Genomic DNA, 20806 nt, shown 5'->3' with positions numbered 1-20806 from the left:
CGGTCATCGCGACTCACCACCCTCGTGCTCGGTGAGTCCGACCGATGCGGCAAGCCGCTCGGCGGCCGGGTCGAAGACCCGGTTGGCCCAGCGCACGTAGATCATCGTGATCGCGAAGGTCGACACGAACTGCAGCAGGCCGAGCACCAGCCCGACGGTGATGTTGCCGAAGAGCTTGTGCGCCATGAAGTCGTGCGCATAGGCGCCGAGCAGGACGTAGACGAAATACCAGATCAGGAAGACCGCCGTCATCGGGAAGACGAAACGGCGGAATCTGCTGCGCAGATCTCTGAATTCAGGTGACTGCTCGACCCGCAGGTAGGCCTGGGCGGTGTCTGCGGGCAATTCCGAACCGGACGACATCGCGGTGTCCTCTCACCGGGAAACGGCTGTGACCCGCATCACTATGAGCGTTACCGGTGAGTATGCCGGGAATTGGCTGGCCGCCGGGCGCGTCGTCAGCGTCCGACGGCCGCACTGCGATATGCAGTCAGCGCATGCGACCGGCCGCGCCGAACATCAGCTTCACCCCACCGTCGATCACCCGGTCGGGCAGCACGCGTCGCGCGTAGGTGATCGGCAGCGCGCGATGCGCAGCCTGACCGTGGTGGTGCAGGCGTGCATCGAGGCCGGCGTCCTCGGCCCCGACGTGGGCCCGGCCGACTTCCAGCTGCTCGTCGCCACCGCCCCCGTCGACCAGCCCGAGCCGGTCCGGCAGCGCTGGCTGGACATTTTCCTCGCCGGTCTAGCACCTCGCTGAGCGGCCCCGCCCGCTACCGTCAGGGCCATGCCGTCGATCGACAACCTCGATGCGCGCCTGATCGCGCTGTTCAGCGAGCGCCCGCAGATCGGCGTGCTCGGAGCTTCGCGGGTGCTCGGGGTCGCGCGCGGCACCGTGCAGGCCCGCCTGGACCGGCTGATCGAGCGGGGCGTGATCTCCTCGCTCGGCCCGTCGGTCTCCCCCGCCGCGCTGGGCTACCCGGTGATGGCGTTCTGCACCCTGGAGATCCAGCAGCGCAAGGGCCGAGAGAAGGTCGTCGAGCATCTCTCGCAGATCCCCGAGGTGCTGGAGGTGCACACGATCACCGGCAGCGGGGACCTTTTCGCGCGGTTCGTGGCCAAGGACAACAGCGACCTGCAGCGGGTGATCGACCAGGTCGTCGGCGACGGCCTCGTGGTGCGGGCATCCACCACGATCGCGCTCGCCGAACTCGTCGCGCACCGCACCCTGCCGCTGGTGCGGCAGACCGGCGGCGTCACCGACTGAATCAGCGACTCGATCTCCGACTGAATCGCCGACTGCAAGCAACGGAAGTCAGCGCTTCCTCCCCACGAACCAGTTGCGGATCATCGTGATGCGCTCGCTGACCTCGGTGGTCGACGCCCGATCGAGCGCCGGGCCGCCGCACTTGACCCGCAGCTCGTGGTGCACGTGGGCGTGCGGCTTGCCGGTCTTGGTCGAGTATGCCGCGACGAGCGCGTTGAGCTCCTTGCGCTGCGCGGCGAGGGCCCGGTGAGCGGCGACCGGCTGGTCCTCCGCGGGGCGGGCGCGGCCCTTCTTGTTCTGCTTGTCCTGCCGCTGCCGCAACAGGTCGGTGACCTGCTCGGGCTCGAGCAGGCCTGGTAGCCCGAGGTATTCCTGCTCGTCGTCGCTGCCGACCTCGGCGCCGAGACCGAACTGCTGGGCGTCGAAGAGGACGTGATCAAACTCCGCCTCCGACTCCAGGGCCTCGAACTTCCCGTCGTCTGGGCCGAGTGCCTTCTCCTCGCGGTTGGCCTCCGCGATCAGGCCCTCTTCCTCCGACCAGATCGAATCCTCTTGTTTTTCAGGTCGAGCCAGCGCGTGGTCGCGCTGCTTCTCCATCGAGGACGCCAGCTCGAGGATCTGCGGCACCGTGGGGAGGAAGACCGTCGCGGTCTCGCCGCGCCGCCGTGCGCGCACGAAACGACCGACCGCCTGGGCGAAGTAGAGCGGGGTCGAGGTGGAGGTGGCGAAGACGCCGACCGCGAGTCGTGGGACGTCGACCCCCTCGGACACCATGCGCACCGCGACCATCCAGCGGTCCTCGGAGTGTGCGAACTCCTCGATGCGCGATGAGGCTCCGGCGTCGTCGGAGAGCACGACGACCGGCTGCACACCGGTGACCTCACGCAGGGTGCGGGCGTAGGAACGCGCCGCCGTCTGGTTGGACGCGATCACCAGGCCGCCGGCGTCCGGGACGTGCCGACGCACCTCGGTCAGCCGCTTGTCCGCGGCCCGCAGCACCGCCGGGATCCAGGAGCCGGTCGGGTCGAGCGCGGTGCGCCAGGCCGCCGCGGTGGCGTCCTTGGTGAGCGGCTCCCCGAGACGGGCCGCGATCTCGTCACCGGCAGAGGTGCGCCACCGCATCGCCCCGCCATAGGCCATGAAGAGGACCGGACGGACGACGCCGTCGCGCAACGCCTCGGCATAGCCGTAGGTGAAGTCGCTGGCCGAGCGCCGTATGCCGTCGTCGCCCTCCTCGTAACGGACGAACGGGATCGGCGCGGTGTCGGACCGGAAAGGGGTGCCGGTCAAGCAGATGCGGCGGGTGGCCGGCTCGAACGCCTCGCGCATGGCGTCGCCCCACGACTTGGTGTCACCGCCGTGGTGCACCTCGTCGAGGATCACCAGCGTGCGCCGCTTCTCGGTGCGGATCCGGTGCAGCGCGGGGCGGCTGGCGACGCCCGCATAGGTGACCGCGACCCCGTCGAAGTCGGCGGCGTGCTCCTGCTGGGCGTTGGTGAAACGCGGGTCGATGTGGATGCCGACCCGGGAGGCCGCATCGGCCCACTGCGTCTTGAGGTGCTCGGTCGGTGCGACGATCGTCACCTGCTCGATGATCCCGCGGTCCATGAGCTCGGTGGCGAGGCGCAGCGCGTAGGTGGTCTTGCCGGCGCCGGGCGTCGCCACCGCGAGGAAGTCACGCGGCTGGTCGGTGAAGTATCGCTCCATCGCCGCCGCCTGCCAGGCGCGCAGCTTGCCCGCCGTGCCCCACGCCGCCTTGTCGGGAAACGCCGGGGACAGGTGCGAGGCGGCGGAGGTGCTCATAGGTGGACCAGGCTAACTTCCGCGAGTGACACCCCCGCGGGCGACTCGCGAGGCGTGAGTCACGTGGCGGCTACTTGCCGTCGCCACCGTCCTGCGGCTCGCGCAGCCCCTCGTAGATCTCCTTGCAGGTCGGGCAGACCGGGAACTTCTCGGGGTCGCGGCCGGGCACCCACACCTTGCCGCAGAGGGCCGTCACCGGCTCACCGGACAGGGCGCTCTCCATGATCTTCTCCTTGCGCACGTAGTGCGCGAAGCGCTCATGGTCGCCCGGCTCCTGCAGCTGCTCCTGAACGTCGGGCCGCTCGATCGTCGCCGTCGAGGTGCCGGGCACACTCGGTGCGGCCTCGGGCGAGGAGAGACGGTCTGGTTCGTCGACAGTGCTCATGGCCGTCAAGTGTATGACGGTGCTCGCCGGCCGGGGGTGGCCCGCTCGGGCCGGGCCCGCGAGCGGCCGCGCTAGTTGAGCTCCGGGTCGTCGGGGAAGCTCGCCGCGAACGCCATCGACGAACGCTGCCGGCGCAGCACCTGCTCCCACAGGTCGTCCGGGTCGTCGCTGAACGGGTCGTAGGCCTCGGCGTCGACCACGAACCAGTAACCGGACTCGATCTCGCTCTCGAGCTGCTCGGGGCCCCAGCCGGCGTAACCCGCGTAGATGCGCAGCGCGGCGAGCGAGGGCATGACCACCGGCGGCGGCGCGTCGAGGTCGATCAGGCAGACCCCGCCGAAGAGCCGCTTGATGCCGAGTTGTTCGTCCTCGTCGCCGGGCGACGACGCCAGCCCGAGCGCGGTGTCCAGCGACACCGGACCGCCCTGGAAGACGCAGTCGGGGCGCGAGACGTGCTCCTGCCAGCCGGGCAGCACCGCGTCGACCTCGGCGGTGAGCGGACGGTTGAGGATCAGGCCGTGCGCCCCGTCGTCGTCGTGGTGCAGCACCAGCACCACGCTGCGATCGAAGACGTCGTCGTCGCGGACCTCCGACTGCTCGCGCGGGACCGCAACGAGCAGCCGGCTGGTCAGATCGTCCACGCCACCATTATGACGACAGGTGCGACACCGGTCCGCGCGAACGTCAGTCCCGGTCGCGCCGGTCGTACCGACCGCCGCGGCTGCCACCGGAGTAACCGCCGGATCGTCCACTGCCGGAACGGAACCCGTCGCGGCGCGGGCGGCCTGCGCCATACCCGCCGCCGTAGCCGCCGGACCGTCCGCCGCGGTAGCCACCGCCACCACGACGGTCGCCGCCACGGCCGCCACGGTTTGCCCGCGGCGGAGTGAGGATGCGCTGCAGGTCGTCGTCGGTGATGCGGCGCCCCTCCGGGGTGCTGCCGCCCGCGGCGCGGATGACGTCGTCGCCCGGCTGCGCGCGCTGCAGGGTCGTCTCGACGCCCGCCTCGTCGAGCAGCCGCTGCATGGTGCGGCGCTGGTGCGGCAACGCGAGCGTGACGACCGTGCCCTGCTCACCGGCGCGGGCGGTGCGCCCGGCGCGGTGCAGGTAGTCCTTGTGGTCGGCCGGCGGGTCGACCTGCAGGACCACGCCGACGTCGTCGACGTGAATGCCGCGGGCGGCGACGTCGGTCGCCACCAGCACCGGCACCTTGCCGTCCTTGAACGCACTCAGCACCTTGTTGCGCTGACCCTGGTTGAGGCCACCGTGCAGAGCCGCGGCCATCACGCCCTGGTCGCGCAGCTCGGCGGCCACCCGGTCGGCGCCGAGCTTGGTGCGCACGAAGACCACCGTCCGGCCGGAACGGTTGGCGACCTCTGCGGTCACGATCTTCTTGTCGCGCGGCTCGATCAGCAGCGCGTGGTGCGCCATCGTGCTGACCGATGCTGTGCCGTCGTCGGTGGCGTGCTCGACCGGGTCGGTCAGGTAACGCTCCACGACGGTGTCGATGCCGCGGTCGAGCGTCGCCGAGAAGAGCAGCCGCTGGCCGTCCGCCGGGACCTCGTCGAGGATCTGGGTGATCGCCTCGAGGAAGCCCATCTCCGCCATGTGGTCCGCCTCGTCGAGGATCGCGATCTCGACGCGGCTGAGGTCGGCCGCACCGCGTTCCATCAGGTCGATGAGCCGGCCCGGGGTGGCGATCAGCAGGTCGACACCACGCTCGAGCGCCGACAGCTGCGGTTCGTAGGGCATGCCACCGGCGACCAGCTTGTGGCGCAGCCCGATGACGTGGACCAGCGGCTGCAGCGCGTCGCTCACCTGCATCGCGAGCTCACGGGTCGGCACGAGCACGATCGCGCGCGGCTGGTTGGGCCGGGCCCGCCCACCGGCGGCCAGACGCGTGAGCGCCGGCAGGCCGAAGGACAGCGTCTTGCCGGAGCCGGTGCGGCCGCGGCCGAGCACGTCCCGGCCCTCCAGGGCGTCGGGGATCGTCGCGGTCTGGATCGGGAACGGCTGGGTGATGCCGTCGCGGGCGAGCCGCTCGACGAGCGACTCGGGCAGGCCGAGATCGGCAAAACCGTTGCCGTCCAAGCTGATCGGCTCCTGCACGACGGGCTCGCGGGTGGCGGGCTTGTCGTCGCGGTATGCCGGGGCCGGTCGCTCGGTCCGTCGCTCGTCGCGCCGGAAATCGCGCCGGTCGTCACGTCGGAAGTCACGACGGTCATCCCGCCGGAAGTCACGACGGTCATCCCGTCGCTCGTCCCGCCGGAAGTCACGACGCTCATCGCGCCGGTCGTCCCGGCGGAAGTCACGACGCTCATCCCGACGGTCGTCACGGCGGAAATCACGCCGGTCGTCCCGGCGGTCATCGCGCCGGAAGTCACGACGGTCATCGCGCCGGTCGTCGGTGCGGTAGCCGCGCGAGCCGCGGTTGTCGTCCCGGCGGTCGGTGTAGCGCGAGCCGCCGCGGCGGTCGTCGCGCTCGTCATACGCGCGCCGCGGGCGACGGTCGTCACCGCGCTCGGCACGGGCCGACCCGGCGCGCTTGTCGAACCGCTCGGAGCGGTCGGAGCGCGCGGAACGCTTTGCGTCGCGGTCGAATTCGCGGCCGCCATCGGCGCCGCGCTGCTTGCGAGCGGAGGACCGCTTCGCCTCGAGTTTCTGGGCCCGGGTCCACCGGGCCTTCTTGCCGTCCATTGTCTTCTTGGTCATGAGTGACCCACGTCCTTTACGTGTCCAAAGGGCGCACGTACCTCGAAGCACGATGAAGTGACCCGCAGTTGTGGGGCGGGTGACGTGCTGCTCGAGGGATGCCTTGAGCGCCAAAGATCTCGGCGCTCAGAACAAAGACATCACAAACAATGAACGCAAGATCGCGTGATTAACCCTTCAACCGTAGCGGAGCCGATGCCACGGCGACAAAACGCGGCGGCGTGAGTTCAGTCTCGTTCCGGGTGCTCGGTGCGCACGGCGTCGGCGACCGCGCGGGCGACGACCTTGGACACGTCGGGCTGGAAGACGCTCGGGATGATGTATGCCGGGTTGAGCTCCTCCGGCTTCACCACGTCGGCGAGCGCCTCGGACGCCGCGAGCATCACGTCGAGGGTGACCTTGGTGGCGGCCGCGTCGAGCAGCCCGCGGAAGACGCCCGGAAAGACCAGCACGTTGTTGATCTGGTTGGCGAAGTCGCTGCGGCCAGTGGCCACGACGGTCGCGTGCTTGGCCGCCTCGTCGGGGTCGACCTCGGGGGTGGGGTTGGCGAGGGCGAAGACGATCGCGTCGTCGGCCATCGTGGCGATGTCGTCACCGGTCAGGATGTTCGGCGCCGAGACGCCGATGAAGACGTCGGCGCCACGCAACGCGTCCTTCAGCGTGCCGGTCACCCGCTTGGGGTTGGTGTGCGCGGCGATCTGGGCCAGGTCGCTTCCGGGGTTGGCCTTGATGTCGGGACGCTCCGGCTCGACGACCCCGTTGATGTCGGCGAGCACGACGTCCTTCGCGCCCGCGTGCACCAGCAGGAAGGCGATCGCGGTGCCCGCGGCGCCGGCGCCGGACTGCACGATCCGCACGTCGGAGAGGTCCTTGCCGACGACCCGCAGCGCGTTGCGCAGGGCGGCGAGCACCACGATCGCGGTGCCGTGCTGGTCGTCGTGGAAGACCGGGATGTCGAGCTCGTCGCGCAGCCGGCGCTCGATCTCGAAGCAGCGCGGCGCGGAGATGTCCTCGAGGTTGATGCCGGCAAACTCCGGCGCGACGATCTTGACCGTGCGGATGATCTCCTCGGTGTCCTTGGTGTCGAGGCACAGCGGGAAGGCGTCGATGTCGGCGAAGCGCTTGAAGAGCGCCGCCTTGCCCTCCATCACCGGCAGTGCACCGAGCGGGCCGATGTCGCCGAGGCCCAGCACCGCCGTTCCGTCGGTGACGACCGCGACGGTGTTGCGCTTGATCGTCAATCGCCTTGCGTCCTCGGGGTTTTCGGCGATCGCGAGGGACACGCGCGCCACACCCGGCGTGTAGACCATCGACAGGTCGTCGCGGTTGCGGATCGGCACCTTGGACTCGATCTTCAGCTTGCCGCCCAGGTGAGCGAGGAACGTGCGGTCGCTGACCTTGTGGATCTCGACGCCCTCGATCTCGCGCATCGCCTCGACGATGCCGTCGGCGTGGTCCTGGTCGCGGGCCGCGATGGTCGCGTCGACCCGCAGCCGGTCGTTGTCGGAGTGGGTGATGTCGAGCGCGGTGACCAGTCCCCCGCTGCGCTCCACCGCGCCGGTCAGCTCACTGACGGCGGTCGCTCGGCCCGGGAGTTCGAGGCGGACGGTGATGGAGTTGGACACGGAAGGCTGGGCGCTCATGCCGTCCATTCAAGCGCTATGCCGCGCGCGCGTGCCACCGGGTCCGAGGTCCGGTCTCACCGCAGGTCGGAGATCACCGACGCGACCTGATCCTTGGCGTCGCCGAAGAGCATCTGGGTGTTGTCGCGGAAGAACAGCGGGTTCTGCACGCCGGCGTATCCGGAGGCCATCGAGCGTTTGAGGACAATGACGTTGCCGGCCTCCCAGACCCGCAGCACGGGCATGCCGGCGATCGGTGAGCCGGGGTCCTCGGCGGCGGCCGGGTTGACCGTGTCGTTGGCGCCGATGACCAGCACGACGTCGGTGTCGGCGAGGTCGTCGTTGATCTCGTCCATCTCCAGCACGATGTCGTAGGGCACCTTGGCCTCGGCGAGCAGGACGTTCATGTGTCCGGGGAGCCGTCCGGCAACGGGGTGTATGGCGAACCGCACGTCAACACCCTTGTCCCGCAAGGCTTTCGTCAGCTCCGCCACGCCATACTGCGCCTGGGCGACGGCCATGCCGTAACCCGGGGCGATGACGACCGACCTGGCCTGCGACAGCAGGTCGGCGACACCGTCAGCGGTGATCTCACGGTGCTCGCCGAGATCCTCCTCCCCTGCCGGGCCGGCCTCGATGCCGAACCCGCCGGCGATGACCGACAGGAACGACCGGTTCATCGCCTTGCACATGATGTAGGACAGGTAGGCACCCGAGGACCCGACCAGCGCGCCGGTCACGATCAGCAGGTCGTTCTCGAGCAGGAAGCCGGACGCGGCGGCCGCCCATCCGGAGTAGCTGTTGAGCATCGACACCACGACGGGCATGTCGCCGCCGCCGATCGACGCGACCAGATGCAGCCCGAGCAACAGCGCCACGACGGTGACCACGATCAACAGCCACAGCTGCGGGTCGATCACGAACCACACGGTCAACGCCACGAACACCGCCAGCGCGCCGAGGTTGAGCAGGTTCTTGCCGGGCAGCACCAGCGGCTTGGAGTTGATCCGCGCGGACAGCTTCAGGTAGGCGATGACCGACCCGGTGAAGGTGACCGCACCGACGAACACCCCGATGAAGACCTCCGCGTGGTGGATGCCGAGGGTGCTCATCGCATCCAGGCTGCGGGCCTCGGCACCGCCCGGGTCGTGCTCGACCTGCAGGTAGCCGTTCCACCCGACCAGCACCGCGGCCAGCCCGACGAACGAGTGCAGCAACGCGATCAGCTCCGGCATGCCGGTCATCTCGACCACCCGGGCTCGCCACAATCCGATCGCGGCGCCTGCGAGCATCGCGCAGATCAGCAGGACCAGACCGAGCGAGGAGATGTGCCGGTCGATCGCGAGCGCGATCGTCGCGGCGAGGGCCACCGTCATACCGGCGATGCCGAAGTTGTTGCCGACCTTCGCCGTCTCGTGCCGGGACAACCCGTCCAGGGCGAGGATGAACAACAACGCCGCGACGATGTATGCCGCAGACGCCGCGGAAGCTACCGTGAGCATGTCGAAAACACCTGTCGTTGTGATGAATTCACGAAATCGGCGACTAGGACCGGGAGAACATCGCGAGCATCCGGCGGGTCACCGCGAACCCGCCGAACACGTTGATCGACGCCAGCAGGATCGCCGCCGTCGCGAGCGTCGTGACCGCCGCCCCGGAGTGCCCGACCTGCAGCAACGCACCGACCACGATGATCCCCGAGATCGCGTTGGTCACCGACATCAGCGGCGTGTGCAGCGCGTGGTGCACGTTGCGGATCACGTAGTAGCCGATCACGATCGCCAGCGCGAACACCGTCAGATGCACCGTCAACGCCTCCGGCGAGATCGCCAGCAGCACGAACACCACTGCCGCCGCACCCAGCACCACCATCAGTCGGCGCCCCGGCGTCATCGGCGGCTTCGCCGGCTCGCCAGCCTCCGCCGCCGGCGCCGGTGCCGCGGCCGTCTGTGCGGGCGCCGCGGAGACCTCGACCGGCGGTGGGGGCCAACGGTTCTCGCCGTTCTCGACCACGGTGATCGAGCGTTGCACCACGTCGTCCTCGTCGAGCACCAGCTGCCCGTCCTTGCCGGGCGTGAGCAACTTCATCAGGTTGACCAGGTTGGTGCCGTAGAGCTGGGACGCCTGCGCGGGCAACCGGCCGGCGAGGTCGGTGTAGCCGATGATCGTCACGCCGTTGCCGGTGGTGACGACCTCACCGGGCACCGACCCCTCGACGTTGCCACCGTTGGCGGCGGCCATGTCCACGATCACCGACCCCGGCTTCATCGACGCGACCATGTCGGCGGTCAGCAGCCGCGGCGCGGGACGGCCGGGGATCAGCGCGGTCGTGATGATGATGTCGGAGTCGGCCGCCTGCTGCGCATACAACTGCGCCTCGCGCGCCCTGTAGTCCTCCCCCATCTCCTTGGCGTAGCCGGTGTTCGGCGCATCGTCGGCCTCGTCGGTGGCCTCGATCGGCAGATACTCCCCGCCCAGCGACGCGACCTGATCGGCCACCTCCGGGCGCGGATCGGTCGCCCGCACGACCGCACCCAGCGACACCGCCGTGCCGATCGCCGCCAGACCGGCCACCCCGGCACCGGCGACCAGCACCTTCGCCGGCGGCACCTTCCCCGCCGCGGTCACCTGACCGGTGAAGAACCGCCCGAAGGCGTGCGCCGCCTCCACCACCGCCCGATAGCCGGCGATGTTCGCCATCGACGACAACACGTCCAGGGACTGCGCCCGCGAGATCCGCGGCGCCGCGTCCAGCGCGAGCGCGGTGATCGGCTTGCCCAGACTCGGGGCGGACCACTCCTCGCCCAGCTCGGGGTGCAGCCGCGGCGCGAGGATGCCGACGACCGTCGCACCCGGCCGCACCGCCTGCAGCTGCTGCGCGTCGAGCGCGTTCACGCCGAGGACGACCTCGCCCTCCGCCGGGTCACCGATCGTCGCGCCGGCCTCGTCATACGCCTCGTCGGGGAAGCCGGACCGCTCGCCCGCGCCCGGCTGCACAATCACGTCATACCCGAGTCCCCGCAGCTGGGTGACGGTCGCCGGCGTCGCGGCGACCCGCGTCTCACCCGGCTGTGACTCCTTGACGACTCCGATGCGCATGCGCGTCCTTTTGGTGAGGGCTGCGGTCAGCGTATGGCGAAAGACACCCTTTCGCGGCTAACGTCCACGGTCATGCCGGAACCGACAGAAGATCGAGGGCTTCGCCGGATCGAAGCCGACCTGTATGTCGATCCGGAGGCGAACATGGCGACGATCTTCTTCACCCGCCGCGCCGTCGGCGAGCAGCCGCGCACCCTCACCGTCCGCGACGCCGACGGGGAGGTCGTCGCCGCACTGGACTTCCTGCCCGACGGGCGGGTGCTCCAACTGGAACTGCACGACCTGCAGCGGCAGGGCCTACCGGAGTGGCGCGAGACCTAGACTCGCGCCATCGGAACACCACCAGTCGCACGGAAAGGCAGCCATGGGCCACCACAAAGGCAACGAAGAACGCCGCGAGGAAAACCTCGAGCACGACGAGCGCCGGCAGGAAATCCGTGACGAGGTCTTCGAGGAGACCGGCGGCGGCGTCGACGACCTCGGCTCGCAGGACGAGCGCCGCAAGGAAGGCGACGCGCGCCACTGACCCGCCGCAGACAGACGAACGCCGCCCGGAGCGCAACGGCTCCGGGCGGCGTTCGGCGGTGATGTACACAGCTCGTGGAGGTGGCGGGAATCGAACCCGCGTCCGCTGACCACGAAGTAGGGCTTCTCCGGGTGCAGTGCGCTTGAGGATTTTCTCGGCCCCAGGGCTCGCACGCACACGTTCCCTGACAGGCCCAGCCGAGTAAGAGTCCCGCGTCGCCCCTCGGCGTGACGACGCAGCAAGTTCTCTAGCTGACGCCAGACACTGAGTCGAGAACTAGCTCAGGCTGACGGACTTCGAGGCTCGCTCAGGCGGCGAGGGCGAAGTCGGTGCGCTTGGAGTTGGCACCTATTGGTTGTGCACGGAGCGTTAACGAGATAACCGTGCTTCCTCGACCCGCTTCCCCTACAACGGCAATCAACGTCGAAACCGATCACCCCCGTTGGGTGTTACTTGATCCCATCTCCTCCTCTTGCCCTGACCTCGTTCCTCGGTCAGTCCCAAGCATCGTCGATGAGATGTTTTTTCGATCCCATCTCCTCCTCTTGCCCTGACCTCGTTCCTCGGTCAGTCCAAGCATCGTCGATGAGATGTTTCCTTCATTCGATCGCTCGAGCTGTGCCGGGCGGCCGAACATGCGGGTACATCACTGTTCAGTTGTGTTGGATGAGCATACGGTCCAACGCCGCGCGACGCGAACGCATTCCGCCTACGCTCGTGCCGTATGACGCACCTACCCACGCCGGGCGAGGCCCCGACCAGCGCCCAGTCGCTGCGCACCACGATCTACGCGCTGCTCGCGGCACCGGTGATCCTCGGCGTCGTCGCCGCGATCACGGTCGGCGTCGGCTCGGTCGGAGTGGGCTGGGTCGTCGGCGGGCTGCTGCTCGTCGCGCTCGGCTGGCTGGTCGCGCAGGTGGCCGGCTACCGCCCGGTGCTCGACAGCGCCGCGGGCGCCGGTGCCTCCACCTCGCCCTACGTCGCCGGCATCATGCTGCGCTTCGCGATCACCGAGGTGCCGATCATCCTCAATTTCATCGGCGCGTTCCTCGCGCACACCGCCACGGCATACCTCATCGCGCTGCCCTTCGGACTGGCGTCGATGTGGTGGCACGTCTGGCCGTCCGAGCGCCTGCGTCGCCGGGTCGCGGCGAAGCAGGCCGCCGGGCCTCAGACGCCGAAGTCGGGCCGCAACGGGTAGGCGCCCGCGCCGGTGCGGGTGAGCTTCTCACCGAGCACCTGGTGCAGCTGAATGTTGTTGCGCTCGAAGCCGATCGACGAACCTGCGAGGTAAAGACCCCAGATGCGGGAGATCTGCTCGCCCGCGTCCTGCACGCACTCGTCCCAGTTGGCCGAGAGGTTCTTGCACCAGGCGCGGGTCGTGCGGGCGTAGTGCTCGCGCAGGTCCTCGCTGTGCCGGATCTCGAAACCCTGGTCCTGCATCGCCGAGATGATCGTGCCCACCCCGGTGATCTCCCCGTCCGGGAAGACGTAGCGGTTGATGAAGCCGCCACGGGTGAGCGCCGGAGCCTTGTTGTCCGGGCGGGTGATGCTGTGGTTGAGCATCCGGCCGCCCTCCTTCAGCTTGCCGTAGAGGAAGCTGAAGTAGCTCGGGTAGTTCTTCACGCCGATGTGCTCGGTGAGCCCGATCGAGCTGACCGCGTCGAAGTCGCCCTCGGTGACGTCCCGGTAGTCCAGGAACCGCACCTCGGCCCGGTCGTCCAGCCCCTCCTCCTTGAGGTGCTGCTGCGCCCACGACGCCTGCTCCGCCGAGAGCGTCACGCCGAGCGCGGTCACCCCGTAGTGCTTGACGGCGTGCTTGACCATGCCACCCCAGCCGCAGCCGACGTCGAGCAGCCGCATCCCCGGCTGGAGCCCGAGCTTCTTGCAGACCAGGTCGAACTTGTGCTCCTGCGCCTCCTCGAGGGTCGCGCCGTCGCTCGGGTAGCACGCACAGGTGTAGGCCATCGACGGACCGAGCACCAACTCGTAGAAGTCGTTGCTCACGTCGTAGTGGTGGTGGATCGCCTCGGCGTCCCGCTTGCGGGAGTGGCGCAGTCCCTCGACCGCACGCCGCCACTGCGGCGCCACCTCCTGCGCGGGCAGAGGCGGCACCCGAAAACTACTGAGGCCCAACGACTTTGCGACATCGACGACGTCGCGGGGCGCCGGCCGCTTCGGGCCGAAGTCGTCCAGGAAGAGCGCGAGGAAGTCGTAAGGGTCGCCGGGGTCGATGCCTTCGACGATCAGGTCGCCGGTGATGTAGGCGCGGGCCAGGCCGAGCTCGCCGGGAGCCGTCACCAGGTAGCGCAGCGCGGTCTCGTTGGAGATGTTGATCGTGACCGCAGCCGCCGGGTTGCCACCCGTCGAGCCGTCGTATGCCGTGACCGCGAACGGCACGTCGGTGCCGAAGATGCGGTCGGAGATCTCGCCGATGCTGAGTTGTGTCATCGCCGTTTCACCGCCTTGGAGTAGAGGTCGGGCAGCCGGCCGTCGGGGTCGTACTGCTTCTTGACCAACTGATAGGTGTCGCCGCCGTAGAGCGACCAGAAGGTCTGCTCGTCGTAGTAGGCGTCGCTGTAGAGGGACTTGTGCCCGCCGAGGTCGTGCACCACCCGCTCGATGTCGCGGTTGACGTCGCCGTCCTCACGGCCCGGCGTGATCTCGACCGTCGACCAGAAGCCGACGTTGACGTAGTGCTCGTCGCGCTGCAGCGGGTAGAGCGGCCACGGCTGCACGCCGTGCTCGCGATCGCGAACAGCCAACGGGCACAACCAGATCGGCTCGATCGGCACATTGTCGAGGAACCACCGGAGGAACTCTTCGGTGCGCTCCACCGGCACCTCGACGTCCTGGACGACGCGCTCCCTCGGCAGCTTGCCCTTCGCCGCGTCGAGCTTGGCGAAATAGCCGTGGCGGTTCTCCCACCGGATGATCTTGCTGTAGACGTCGCTGCGCAGCAGGCTGCGCGGAACGATCCGCCGGAACGCCGGCTTCTGCACCCCGAACGCCCGGCTGCACCAGAACCAGTCGGTGTCCCAGCGCCAGATGTAGTCGTGAATCGTGAGGTAGTCCTCGGTGCGCTGCTGGATCGAGCGGTAGTAGATCTGCTGGCTCGAGTAGTCGGAGGTGTAGGGCGCCTCGTCGACGAAACTGCCCAGCACCAGATAACTCTCGTCCGCGGAGAAGACCACGCCGTCGAGGAAGTCGACCGACTCACCGTCGTGACGCCGCAGGTCGAGGATCGTGCGCAACTGCTCGGTCAGCTGGTGCAGGTCGGTGAAGCGCACGTGCCGGAGGTGGACGTATGGCGAGACCTTCTCCAGCTTGATCTTCAGCCGGACCGAGTAGCCGAGCGATCCGTAGGAGTTGGGGAACGCGCGGAACAGCTCGGAGTTCTCCCCGTCCGGCGTCGCGGTCACGATCTCGCCCGCGCCGGTCAGCACATCGAGCTCGAGCACCGACTCGTGCGGCAGCCCGTTGCGGAACGAACTCGACTCGACACCGAGACCGGTGACCGCTCCGCCGAGGGTGATGGTGCGCAGCTGCGGCACGACATACGGCATGAAGCCGTAGCGGAGCGTGACGTCGACCAGGTCCTCGTAGGTGGTCATCCCCTGCACGTCGGCGGTGCCCGCCTCCGGGTCGACCTCGATGACACCTCGGAGCTGCGAAACATCAAGTCCCGCAACGGCATTCGCCTCTCGTGGGCGGAAGAGGTTGGACGTCTTCTTGGCCAGCCGGACCGGCGCGCCGGTGGGCATCGCCGCCAGCTGTCGTTGCAGATCGGCAACCGCCTCGCGATGTCGCGCCCACCCGACGATCTCGCCGTTCTCCCGCGTCACGGGGTCCTCCTGGATGCGTGTCGATTGCCTGCCGATGTGCGCCCAGCAACCTACTCTCCCCCGACCGACGGCAGACGCCCAGCCCGTGACGGAGCGGTGCACGTCACACCAACCCGACTTGCGCCGGCGCAGCCGCAGGTCTAGCTTGTGGATAGAACGAAACAGTTTCGTTCTATCCACGTCGGTCATCCGGCAGCGAATCCAGCACGCGAACTGCAACGCGAGAGGGGAAGCACCATGAATGCGCCCGCCACCACCGAGACCGGCACCAAGCCGCGCATCGAGGGTGAGCGCGAGGCCGAGATCCTCGACGGCGTGATCGACACCCTGATCGATGTCGGCTACGACCGGCTCACCTTCGACGCCGTCGCGTCGAAGGTGCGTGCCAGCAAGGCGACGCTCTACCGCAAGTGGCCCACCAAGCCCGACCTGGTGGTGGGTGCACTGGAGCATCTGAAGGCGCAGTCGATGCCCGCCGGGCACGACCCGAAGCTGCCCGACACCGGCAGCCTGGTCGGGGACCTGACGTTCCACTTCTGCGAGGACCCGCAGTACAACGACCGCTCGATCCAGGTCTTCGGAGCGGTCACCTCGGCGATCCACCGAGACCCCGAGCTCACGGCGGTCTTCACCGATCGGTTCGTCAAACCACGCATGGCCGAGCTGCGCAAGGCGATCGAGCGTGCCCAACAGCGGGGCGAGGTGGGCCCGGACGCCGACCTCGACCTGCTCGCCTCCATCCTGCCGGCGGCGGTCACCTTCCGGGTGCTCACCACCGGCGACTGTCCGGACAAGTCCTTCGTCACGCAGGTGATCGACAACGTCATGCTGCCCGCCTGTCGCGCCACGGTCTCCTGATCGCGGGCCCGCGACGCCGGGCGGAATAGCCAGCGGACCGAAAGCGTCCTGAACCTGCGGCTTACTTGATCTCGCACCGCCGCGACGCGGGCGGTGGCGTGACCAGACCCAAACAGACCACCGCCGTCATGCCGACCTGGCAGACGGCGCGAAAACCCCTGTGCTTACAACAGATTCATAACCAGGAAGGAACCGCCAATGACGACACCCGTCGACTTGGCTCGCGACGAGGAAGTCACACCGAGGAAGACAAACCTCACCGTGGCACTCATCGTGATCGCCATGGCGCAGCTCATGATCGTGCTCGACGGCACGATCGTGAACATCGCCACCCCGCACATCCTCACCGACCTCGACTTCAGTCAGTCGAGTGTGCAGTGGGTCGTGACGGCATACGCCCTCGCCTTCGGCAGCCTGCTGCTGCTCGGTGGCCGGCTCGGTGACCTCTTCGGCCGCCGTCGCATGTTCGTGCTCGGCGTGGCGATCTTCGCCATCGCCTCACTGCTCGGCGGCATCGCCGCCAACAGCGCCATGCTGCTCGCCGCCCGCGGGCTGCAGGGTGCCGGTGCCGCGCTCGCCTCTCCGGCGGCACTCGCGCTGATCAACACCACCTTCCCGGCCGGCAAGGAGCGCAACCGCGCGATGGCCGTGTATGCCGCGATGTCCGGTGCCGGCGCCGCCGTCGGTCTGATCCTCGGTGGCATCCTCACCGAATGGGACTGGCGCGCAACGTTTTTCATCAACGTGCCGATCGGCCTGATCGTCGCCGCCATCGCGCCGCGCGTGCTCGTGGAGTCGGAGGGCAACGACGGCACGCTCGACATCTGGGGCGCCGTCGCCGGCACCGTCGGTCTGTTCGGGATCGTCTACGGCCTGTCGCACGCCGGCCAGCAGGGTGCCTCGTGGGGTGACTTCGAGACCCTCTTCCCGCTGATCGGCGGACTCGTCATGCTCGGCATGTTCGTGCTGATCGAGACCCGGGTGAAGCACCCGCTGCTGCCGATGCGGATCCTCGCCGACCGCACGCGTGCGGTGTCCCTCTTCTCGATGCTGCTGATCGGCGCCGGCATGTTCGCGATGTTCTTCTTCCTCGGCCTGTTCATCCAGCAGGTGCTGGGCTACTCGCCGATCAAGTCCGGCTTCGCGTTCCTGCCGTTCAGCGTCGGCATCGTCGCCGCCGCGGGCATCGCGTCCAACCTGGTCAGCCGGGTCGACCCGCGCTGGGTCGCCGGTTTCGGCGGCCTGCTGACCACGGTGTCGATGTGGGGCCTGACCAACCTGTCGATGGACAGCAGCTACGCGACCAACCTGCTGCCGTGGGTCATCGTGATGGGCTTCGGCATGGGCTTCCTGTTCATCCCGCTGACGCTCACCGCGACAGCAGGCGTGGACAAGAACGACTCGGGTGCCGCCGCGTCGGCGCTCAACACCGCACAGCAAATCGGAGGAGCTGTCGGTATCGCCGCCCTGACCACGGCGTTCACGCACTACGCCACGCAGAAGGGCAACGAGCTGGCCGAGGCCGGGCGCGCGGCGATGGCGAAGGCCACCGCGGCGGGTCAGACCCCGACCAAGGAGCAGATCGCCGACGCCACGCACCAGGCGCAGCTGCAGGCGCAGACCTTCGGTTCGACCCACGCGTTCTGGTTCGCCGCCGGCATGCTGCTCGTCGGCACCGTGCTGGTCGTCGCGCTGCTCGGCATCAAGCACGACGAGCTGTCCACCGAGGAAGCCGCGGTGCACGTCGGCTGACGACGCCGCACCGGCGCACTCTCTCCATCGAGAGGCACAGCACCGCACCGAGAGGCCCACGAAATCCGCGTGATTTCGTGGGCCTCTCGTCGCGTACGTGGGCCTTTCGGTGCGGGTGGTGATGTGGGTGGTGCCGGTCGTGCCGGTCGTGCGTGTTCAGAGTGCGGCGATCCGGTATGCCGCGGGCGGCGCGTTGAGTACGGTGGCGGTCGTGGCAAAGGACCTGGCTGAGGACCTCGCGAAGGGACCTCGTGACGGCGAGCGCATCGGGCGTGCCGTCGCGGCGGACGATCCCACCGGGGCGGGCCCGGGCGCCGGCGTGGAGGTGGTCGCCCGCTTCGGCGGCGTCGTGACCCTGCTGGTCCGCGCCGGCGACGAGGTGGCCGAGGGCGACGCGGTCGCGATCGTCGAACTCACCAAGCTCGAGGCGGTCGTGACGGCGCCGGTGAGCGGCCGGATCGCGCGCCTCGCCATACGGTCACATCAGCAGGTGGCCGGCGGAGATCTGTTGCTCGTCATCGCCTGACACCGGACCCGCCGTGGCGGCCATGGAACGACTCCGGCCGGGCCCGGGTCATAATGTGCGGGCAACTGCCAGGCCGACGAAGGGGGATCGTTCATGCACAGGGCACGTGGCATCGCCGCGTCCGCGGCGATTGCGCTCGGTGCCGGACTGCTGACCGGCTGTGGTGGCGGCGGGAACACCGCGACGCCTCCCCCGTGGTCGGCCGACCCGGGGCAGCAGGGCCTGATCGCCGGCAGCACGCCGACCGGCAGCCCCGGCCGCAAGACCACCGGAGACGGCACCTGGTCGTTCACCCTCGCCAAGGACTCGACCAACCCCAACGTGCCGACCGAGCAGTGGCCGGACGCGGCCGACGTGCTCACGGAGGCTCAGCTCAAGGCGGCGGTACCCGAGGCAACCGCGGTCACCAAGAAGTCGTGCGTCAAGGGCACCAGCGGCCCGAGCGGCAGCACCGCCAAGAACGCCTCCTGCACCTGGGACCTCACCCTGCCCGGCGGCAGCGCCGCCTACCCGAGCAGCATCACCGTCGACCTCGTCGCGGTCGCCGCCGACCAACGCATCACCACCGACTGGCAGAACGCCCGCAACGCAAGCTTCTCCAGCCGCAAGGCCGACGAGCGGTTCTTCGAGCAGGGCGCGTTCGGGGCCAAGGGCGCCTACTACCTCGACAACGGCAACGCCTCCGTGCTGGTCTCCGACGGCAACATCGCGGCCTGGATCAACCTGCGGTTCGTCGGCTTCACCTCCCTGCCCGACTGGCGTAGCGCCGTGAATACCGGCATCTTCCCCGTGCTGGCCGCCGACCTCGCCGACCGACTCCCCCGGAAATACGCATGAACACCCCACGACGCTCCTCCCCCGGCCGCAAGCTGCCGATGATCGCCGTTGCCGGCCTGGTCGCCGTCGCGGTCCCCGCCGTCGGCGCGTATGCCGCGGCCGGTCATCCCGGGGCCGGCTCCGCCCGGCCGGCTGCGGCCGCGCCCGCCGCGCCGGTGACGAGCGCCCCCGCGCCGAAGGTCACGCCATACACCCCGCCGGCCGCGCCGTCCGGAGCGGTCGCACCGATGCCCACCACGATCACCCCGTCGTCGGCGTTCGCCGTGCAGGTGGATGCCACCGGCAGGAAGCCGATGGACGGGACCTGGCCGTCCGCGCAGGACGTCTTCACGCTGGCCGAACTGCGCCAGGTGCTCCCGCAGCTGAGCGCGCTCACCCCGTCCGGCTGCAGCACCGGCGACCGGCCAGGCGGCGGCGCGACCACCAAGCCGACGACCTGCACGCTCACCCTGACGATGAACGGCGAGCGCTCCGACGACCGCAGCAAGCTGGTGGTCGACATCCGCGGCTTCGGGCTGCCGGCGACCGTCGGCGCCCGGTGGACCAAGGACCTGGCGGCGGACGTCAAACGGTCGGCCGCCCGGCCGGGCCTCTACACCTTCTACCGCAACGGCGCCCTCGGCGCCTCGGCGAGCTACACCGACGGCACCACCACCAAGGTGCTGCTCCAGAAGGGCAACGTCGCCGGCGAGATCTGGTTCAGCGGTGTCGGATTCACCCGGCTGAAGAGCGACTACCTGGCCTCCCGCAACAGCTACCGCACCACGATCGTGCCCGCACTCGTCCGGTTGCTGGCCACCAAACTCGACCCTGGGAAGGCGACATCATGAGGCGACTCGCCGCAGTGACCGCGGCCGTCGTCGCGGCGACCGGCCTGGCCGCGTGCAGCAAGGGCGCGACCGTCGTGAGCAACAGCAGCGCCGCGACTTCGCGCGGGCCGGTGTCGTTCTCCACCGAGGCACCCAAGCCCTACTACTCCCAGGGTGTGGTGATCGCCAACGACAAGGGCCGCAAGGTCGTGCTCGACCCGGCGCTGCCGGTCTTCGACCCGCCGCTTTCCGGGGACACCGTCGAGCAGGGCAACTGGCCGGTCGCCGGGCGGCTCTACAGCATCAAGGAACTCATCGGCGTCTTCCCGGACGCCTACACGATCGCGCTCAACCCGCAGGGCCCGAGCAAGGTGCAGATCGCGGTCAAGCTGCCCAACTCCTCCGAGGACTCCACGATCACCACCACGATCACCGCGGTCGGCACGGAGGAGAAGGTCCTCGGCGACTACGACTCCCAGCGGCGCGGCGACCAGTCGATCTACACCGGCGGCGACGGCAAACCCAACAGCGGCCGCGTCTACTACAAGGACGGGGCTTTCAAGACTCAGCGGCTCAGTCGCGCGATCAACTCCTGGACCGTCGTCATCGGCAACGGCAGGACCGCGATGCAGCTGAAGCTCGACACCGACAACTTCACTCCCCTGTCGGACAACTTCGACAGCGACCAGGTGCTGCAGGGTCAGGTGATGCCGCTCATCATGCAGCTGCTCGCCGCCCGCATGTGAGCAGGCGACGAGCAGCAGG

At 69.0% G+C, this 20806-nt stretch carries 21 protein-coding genes and 1 other RNA gene; 11 read left to right on the top strand and 11 right to left on the bottom strand.

All coding sequences use genetic code 11. The annotated features are described in order from the left end of the window. Window positions 1-3: 3 nt before the first annotated feature. Window positions 4-363, bottom strand: a complete 360-nt coding sequence (locus tag HJ588_RS13455) for a DUF485 domain-containing protein (RefSeq protein ID WP_171156389.1) — start codon at window positions 361-363, stop codon at window positions 4-6. 226 nt (window positions 364-589) lie between these two features. Here HJ588_RS13455 and HJ588_RS13450 point away from each other — a divergent pair, with 226 nt between their 5' ends. After that, the gene (locus tag HJ588_RS13450; RefSeq protein ID WP_171156388.1) at window positions 590-760 is read left to right on the top strand and encodes a hypothetical protein; all 171 of its coding nucleotides are present in this window, start codon (window positions 590-592) and stop codon (window positions 758-760) included. A 27-nt stretch (window positions 761-787) separates the two neighbouring features. Continuing rightward, on the top strand, window positions 788-1267 hold the full coding sequence (locus HJ588_RS13445; protein ID WP_171156387.1) for an Lrp/AsnC family transcriptional regulator: 480 nt from the start codon (window positions 788-790) through the stop codon (window positions 1265-1267). 48 nt (window positions 1268-1315) lie between these two features. On the opposite strand, the gene HJ588_RS13440 is transcribed toward HJ588_RS13445, so the two are convergent. The 7 genes from HJ588_RS13440 to HJ588_RS13410 all read right to left on the bottom strand — a co-directional run bounded on the left by HJ588_RS13440 (window position 1316) and on the right by HJ588_RS13410 (window position 10888). Next, entirely contained in the window at window positions 1316-3070 is a 1755-nt protein-coding gene (locus HJ588_RS13440; RefSeq protein WP_171156386.1) for a DEAD/DEAH box helicase, read from the bottom strand. Between the two features lie 70 nt (window positions 3071-3140). Further along, the gene (locus tag HJ588_RS13435) at window positions 3141-3455 is read right to left on the bottom strand and encodes a DUF3039 domain-containing protein (protein ID WP_171156385.1); all 315 of its coding nucleotides are present in this window, start codon (window positions 3453-3455) and stop codon (window positions 3141-3143) included. 71 nt (window positions 3456-3526) lie between these two features. Continuing rightward, entirely contained in the window at window positions 3527-4096 is a 570-nt protein-coding gene (locus HJ588_RS13430; RefSeq protein WP_343036722.1) for a YqgE/AlgH family protein, read from the bottom strand. Window positions 4097-4139: 43 nt separating this feature from the next. Further along, entirely contained in the window at window positions 4140-6167 is a 2028-nt protein-coding gene (locus tag HJ588_RS13425; protein WP_171156383.1) for a DEAD/DEAH box helicase, read from the bottom strand. 227 nt (window positions 6168-6394) lie between these two features. Beyond that, entirely contained in the window at window positions 6395-7810 is a 1416-nt protein-coding gene (locus HJ588_RS13420) for an NAD-dependent malic enzyme (protein ID WP_171156382.1), read from the bottom strand. 56 nt (window positions 7811-7866) lie between these two features. Further along, a complete protein-coding gene (gene pntB / locus HJ588_RS13415) occupies window positions 7867-9291 on the bottom strand; it encodes a Re/Si-specific NAD(P)(+) transhydrogenase subunit beta (protein WP_171156381.1) in 1425 nt (474 codons plus the stop codon). 43 nt (window positions 9292-9334) lie between these two features. Next, window positions 9335-10888 carry a Re/Si-specific NAD(P)(+) transhydrogenase subunit alpha gene (locus HJ588_RS13410; protein WP_171156380.1) on the bottom strand — a complete coding sequence of 518 codons (1554 nt, stop codon included), beginning with the start codon at window positions 10886-10888 and terminating at the stop codon, window positions 9335-9337. 72 nt (window positions 10889-10960) lie between these two features. Here HJ588_RS13410 and HJ588_RS13405 point away from each other — a divergent pair, with 72 nt between their 5' ends. After that, entirely contained in the window at window positions 10961-11209 is a 249-nt protein-coding gene (locus HJ588_RS13405) for a hypothetical protein (protein WP_171156379.1), read from the top strand. Window positions 11210-11252: 43 nt separating this feature from the next. Then, window positions 11253-11414 (top strand): hypothetical protein, encoded by a 162-nt coding sequence (locus tag HJ588_RS13400; RefSeq protein WP_171156378.1) that lies wholly within the window; start codon window positions 11253-11255, stop codon window positions 11412-11414. A 72-nt stretch (window positions 11415-11486) separates the two neighbouring features. On the opposite strand, the gene ssrA is transcribed toward HJ588_RS13400, so the two are convergent. Then, window positions 11487-11855: a transfer-messenger RNA gene (ssrA, locus tag HJ588_RS13395) on the bottom strand. A gap of 283 nt (window positions 11856-12138) precedes the next feature. On the opposite strand from ssrA, the gene HJ588_RS13390 reads away from it, so the two are divergent. Further along, on the top strand, window positions 12139-12615 hold the full coding sequence (locus tag HJ588_RS13390) for a hypothetical protein (protein WP_171156377.1): 477 nt from the start codon (window positions 12139-12141) through the stop codon (window positions 12613-12615). Here HJ588_RS13390 and HJ588_RS13385 read toward each other — a convergent pair. Together HJ588_RS13385 and HJ588_RS13380 are read right to left on the bottom strand one after the other, a co-directional pair. Further along, window positions 12585-13865, bottom strand: coding sequence for an SAM-dependent methyltransferase (locus HJ588_RS13385; RefSeq protein ID WP_171156374.1), 1281 nt, complete (start codon window positions 13863-13865; stop codon window positions 12585-12587). The two genes, HJ588_RS13390 and HJ588_RS13385, sit on opposite strands and share 31 nt — an antisense overlap. Next, the gene (locus tag HJ588_RS13380) at window positions 13862-15259 is read right to left on the bottom strand and encodes an FAD-binding oxidoreductase (RefSeq protein ID WP_343036721.1); all 1398 of its coding nucleotides are present in this window, start codon (window positions 15257-15259) and stop codon (window positions 13862-13864) included. Before HJ588_RS13380 ends, HJ588_RS13385 begins: the two co-directional genes overlap by 4 nt. Window positions 15260-15496: 237 nt before the next feature. Here HJ588_RS13380 and HJ588_RS13375 point away from each other — a divergent pair, with 237 nt between their 5' ends. From HJ588_RS13375 to HJ588_RS13350, 6 genes are all read left to right on the top strand, one after another. Further along, window positions 15497-16117 carry a TetR/AcrR family transcriptional regulator gene (locus HJ588_RS13375; RefSeq protein ID WP_171156370.1) on the top strand — a complete coding sequence of 207 codons (621 nt, stop codon included), beginning with the start codon at window positions 15497-15499 and terminating at the stop codon, window positions 16115-16117. Window positions 16118-16315: 198 nt separating this feature from the next. Beyond that, window positions 16316-17869, top strand: coding sequence for an MFS transporter (locus tag HJ588_RS13370; protein ID WP_171156368.1), 1554 nt, complete (start codon window positions 16316-16318; stop codon window positions 17867-17869). 97 nt (window positions 17870-17966) lie between these two features. After that, complete coding sequence (locus tag HJ588_RS13365) at window positions 17967-18395, top strand: biotin/lipoyl-containing protein (protein ID WP_212755929.1); 429 nt, start codon at window positions 17967-17969, stop codon at window positions 18393-18395. A gap of 93 nt (window positions 18396-18488) precedes the next feature. Next, window positions 18489-19232: a hypothetical protein gene (locus HJ588_RS13360; RefSeq protein ID WP_171156366.1), complete on the top strand. Its 744-nt coding sequence runs from the start codon at window positions 18489-18491 to the stop codon at window positions 19230-19232. Then, entirely contained in the window at window positions 19229-20062 is an 834-nt protein-coding gene (locus tag HJ588_RS13355) for a hypothetical protein (RefSeq protein WP_171156364.1), read from the top strand. Before HJ588_RS13360 ends, HJ588_RS13355 begins: the two co-directional genes overlap by 4 nt. Further along, window positions 20059-20787: a hypothetical protein gene (locus tag HJ588_RS13350; RefSeq protein WP_171156362.1), complete on the top strand. Its 729-nt coding sequence runs from the start codon at window positions 20059-20061 to the stop codon at window positions 20785-20787. The genes HJ588_RS13355 and HJ588_RS13350 overlap by 4 nt, the downstream gene beginning before the upstream one ends. Window positions 20788-20806 lie beyond the last annotated feature (19 nt).

Origin of the sequence: Flexivirga aerilata (assembly GCF_013002715.1) — a bacterium.
GTDB classification, from domain to species: Bacteria; Actinomycetota; Actinomycetes; order Actinomycetales; family Dermatophilaceae; genus Flexivirga; species Flexivirga aerilata.
Note: the sequence above shows the minus strand (reverse complement) of the source record. Positions and strands in the feature narration are given on the sequence as shown.

Bases quoted from the DNA above. Each gene is read 5' to 3' on its own strand.
- HJ588_RS13425 (WP_171156383.1), bottom strand. From the start codon at position 6,167: ATGACCAAGAAGACAATGGACGGCAAGAAGGCCCGGTGGACCCGGGCC.
- pntB (WP_171156381.1), bottom strand. From the start codon at position 9,291: ATGCTCACGGTAGCTTCCGCGGCGTCTGCGGCATACATCGTCGCGGCG.
- HJ588_RS13445 (WP_171156387.1), top strand. From the start codon at position 788: ATGCCGTCGATCGACAACCTCGATGCGCGCCTGATCGCGCTGTTCAGC.
- HJ588_RS13440 (WP_171156386.1), bottom strand. From the start codon at position 3,070: ATGAGCACCTCCGCCGCCTCGCACCTGTCCCCGGCGTTTCCCGACAAG.
- HJ588_RS13410 (WP_171156380.1), bottom strand. From the start codon at position 10,888: ATGCGCATCGGAGTCGTCAAGGAGTCACAGCCGGGTGAGACGCGGGTC.
- HJ588_RS13370 (WP_171156368.1), top strand. From the start codon at position 16,316: ATGACGACACCCGTCGACTTGGCTCGCGACGAGGAAGTCACACCGAGG.
- HJ588_RS13455 (WP_171156389.1), bottom strand. From the start codon at position 363: ATGTCGTCCGGTTCGGAATTGCCCGCAGACACCGCCCAGGCCTACCTG.
- HJ588_RS13355 (WP_171156364.1), top strand. From the start codon at position 19,229: ATGAACACCCCACGACGCTCCTCCCCCGGCCGCAAGCTGCCGATGATC.
- HJ588_RS13400 (WP_171156378.1), top strand. From the start codon at position 11,253: ATGGGCCACCACAAAGGCAACGAAGAACGCCGCGAGGAAAACCTCGAG.
- HJ588_RS13420 (WP_171156382.1), bottom strand. From the start codon at position 7,810: ATGAGCGCCCAGCCTTCCGTGTCCAACTCCATCACCGTCCGCCTCGAA.
- HJ588_RS13435 (WP_171156385.1), bottom strand. From the start codon at position 3,455: ATGAGCACTGTCGACGAACCAGACCGTCTCTCCTCGCCCGAGGCCGCA.
- HJ588_RS13375 (WP_171156370.1), top strand. From the start codon at position 15,497: ATGAATGCGCCCGCCACCACCGAGACCGGCACCAAGCCGCGCATCGAG.
- HJ588_RS13450 (WP_171156388.1), top strand. From the start codon at position 590: ATGCGCAGCCTGACCGTGGTGGTGCAGGCGTGCATCGAGGCCGGCGTC.
- HJ588_RS13360 (WP_171156366.1), top strand. From the start codon at position 18,489: ATGCACAGGGCACGTGGCATCGCCGCGTCCGCGGCGATTGCGCTCGGT.
- HJ588_RS13350 (WP_171156362.1), top strand. From the start codon at position 20,059: ATGAGGCGACTCGCCGCAGTGACCGCGGCCGTCGTCGCGGCGACCGGC.
- HJ588_RS13385 (WP_171156374.1), bottom strand. From the start codon at position 13,865: ATGACACAACTCAGCATCGGCGAGATCTCCGACCGCATCTTCGGCACC.
- HJ588_RS13390 (WP_171156377.1), top strand. From the start codon at position 12,139: ATGACGCACCTACCCACGCCGGGCGAGGCCCCGACCAGCGCCCAGTCG.
- HJ588_RS13405 (WP_171156379.1), top strand. From the start codon at position 10,961: ATGCCGGAACCGACAGAAGATCGAGGGCTTCGCCGGATCGAAGCCGAC.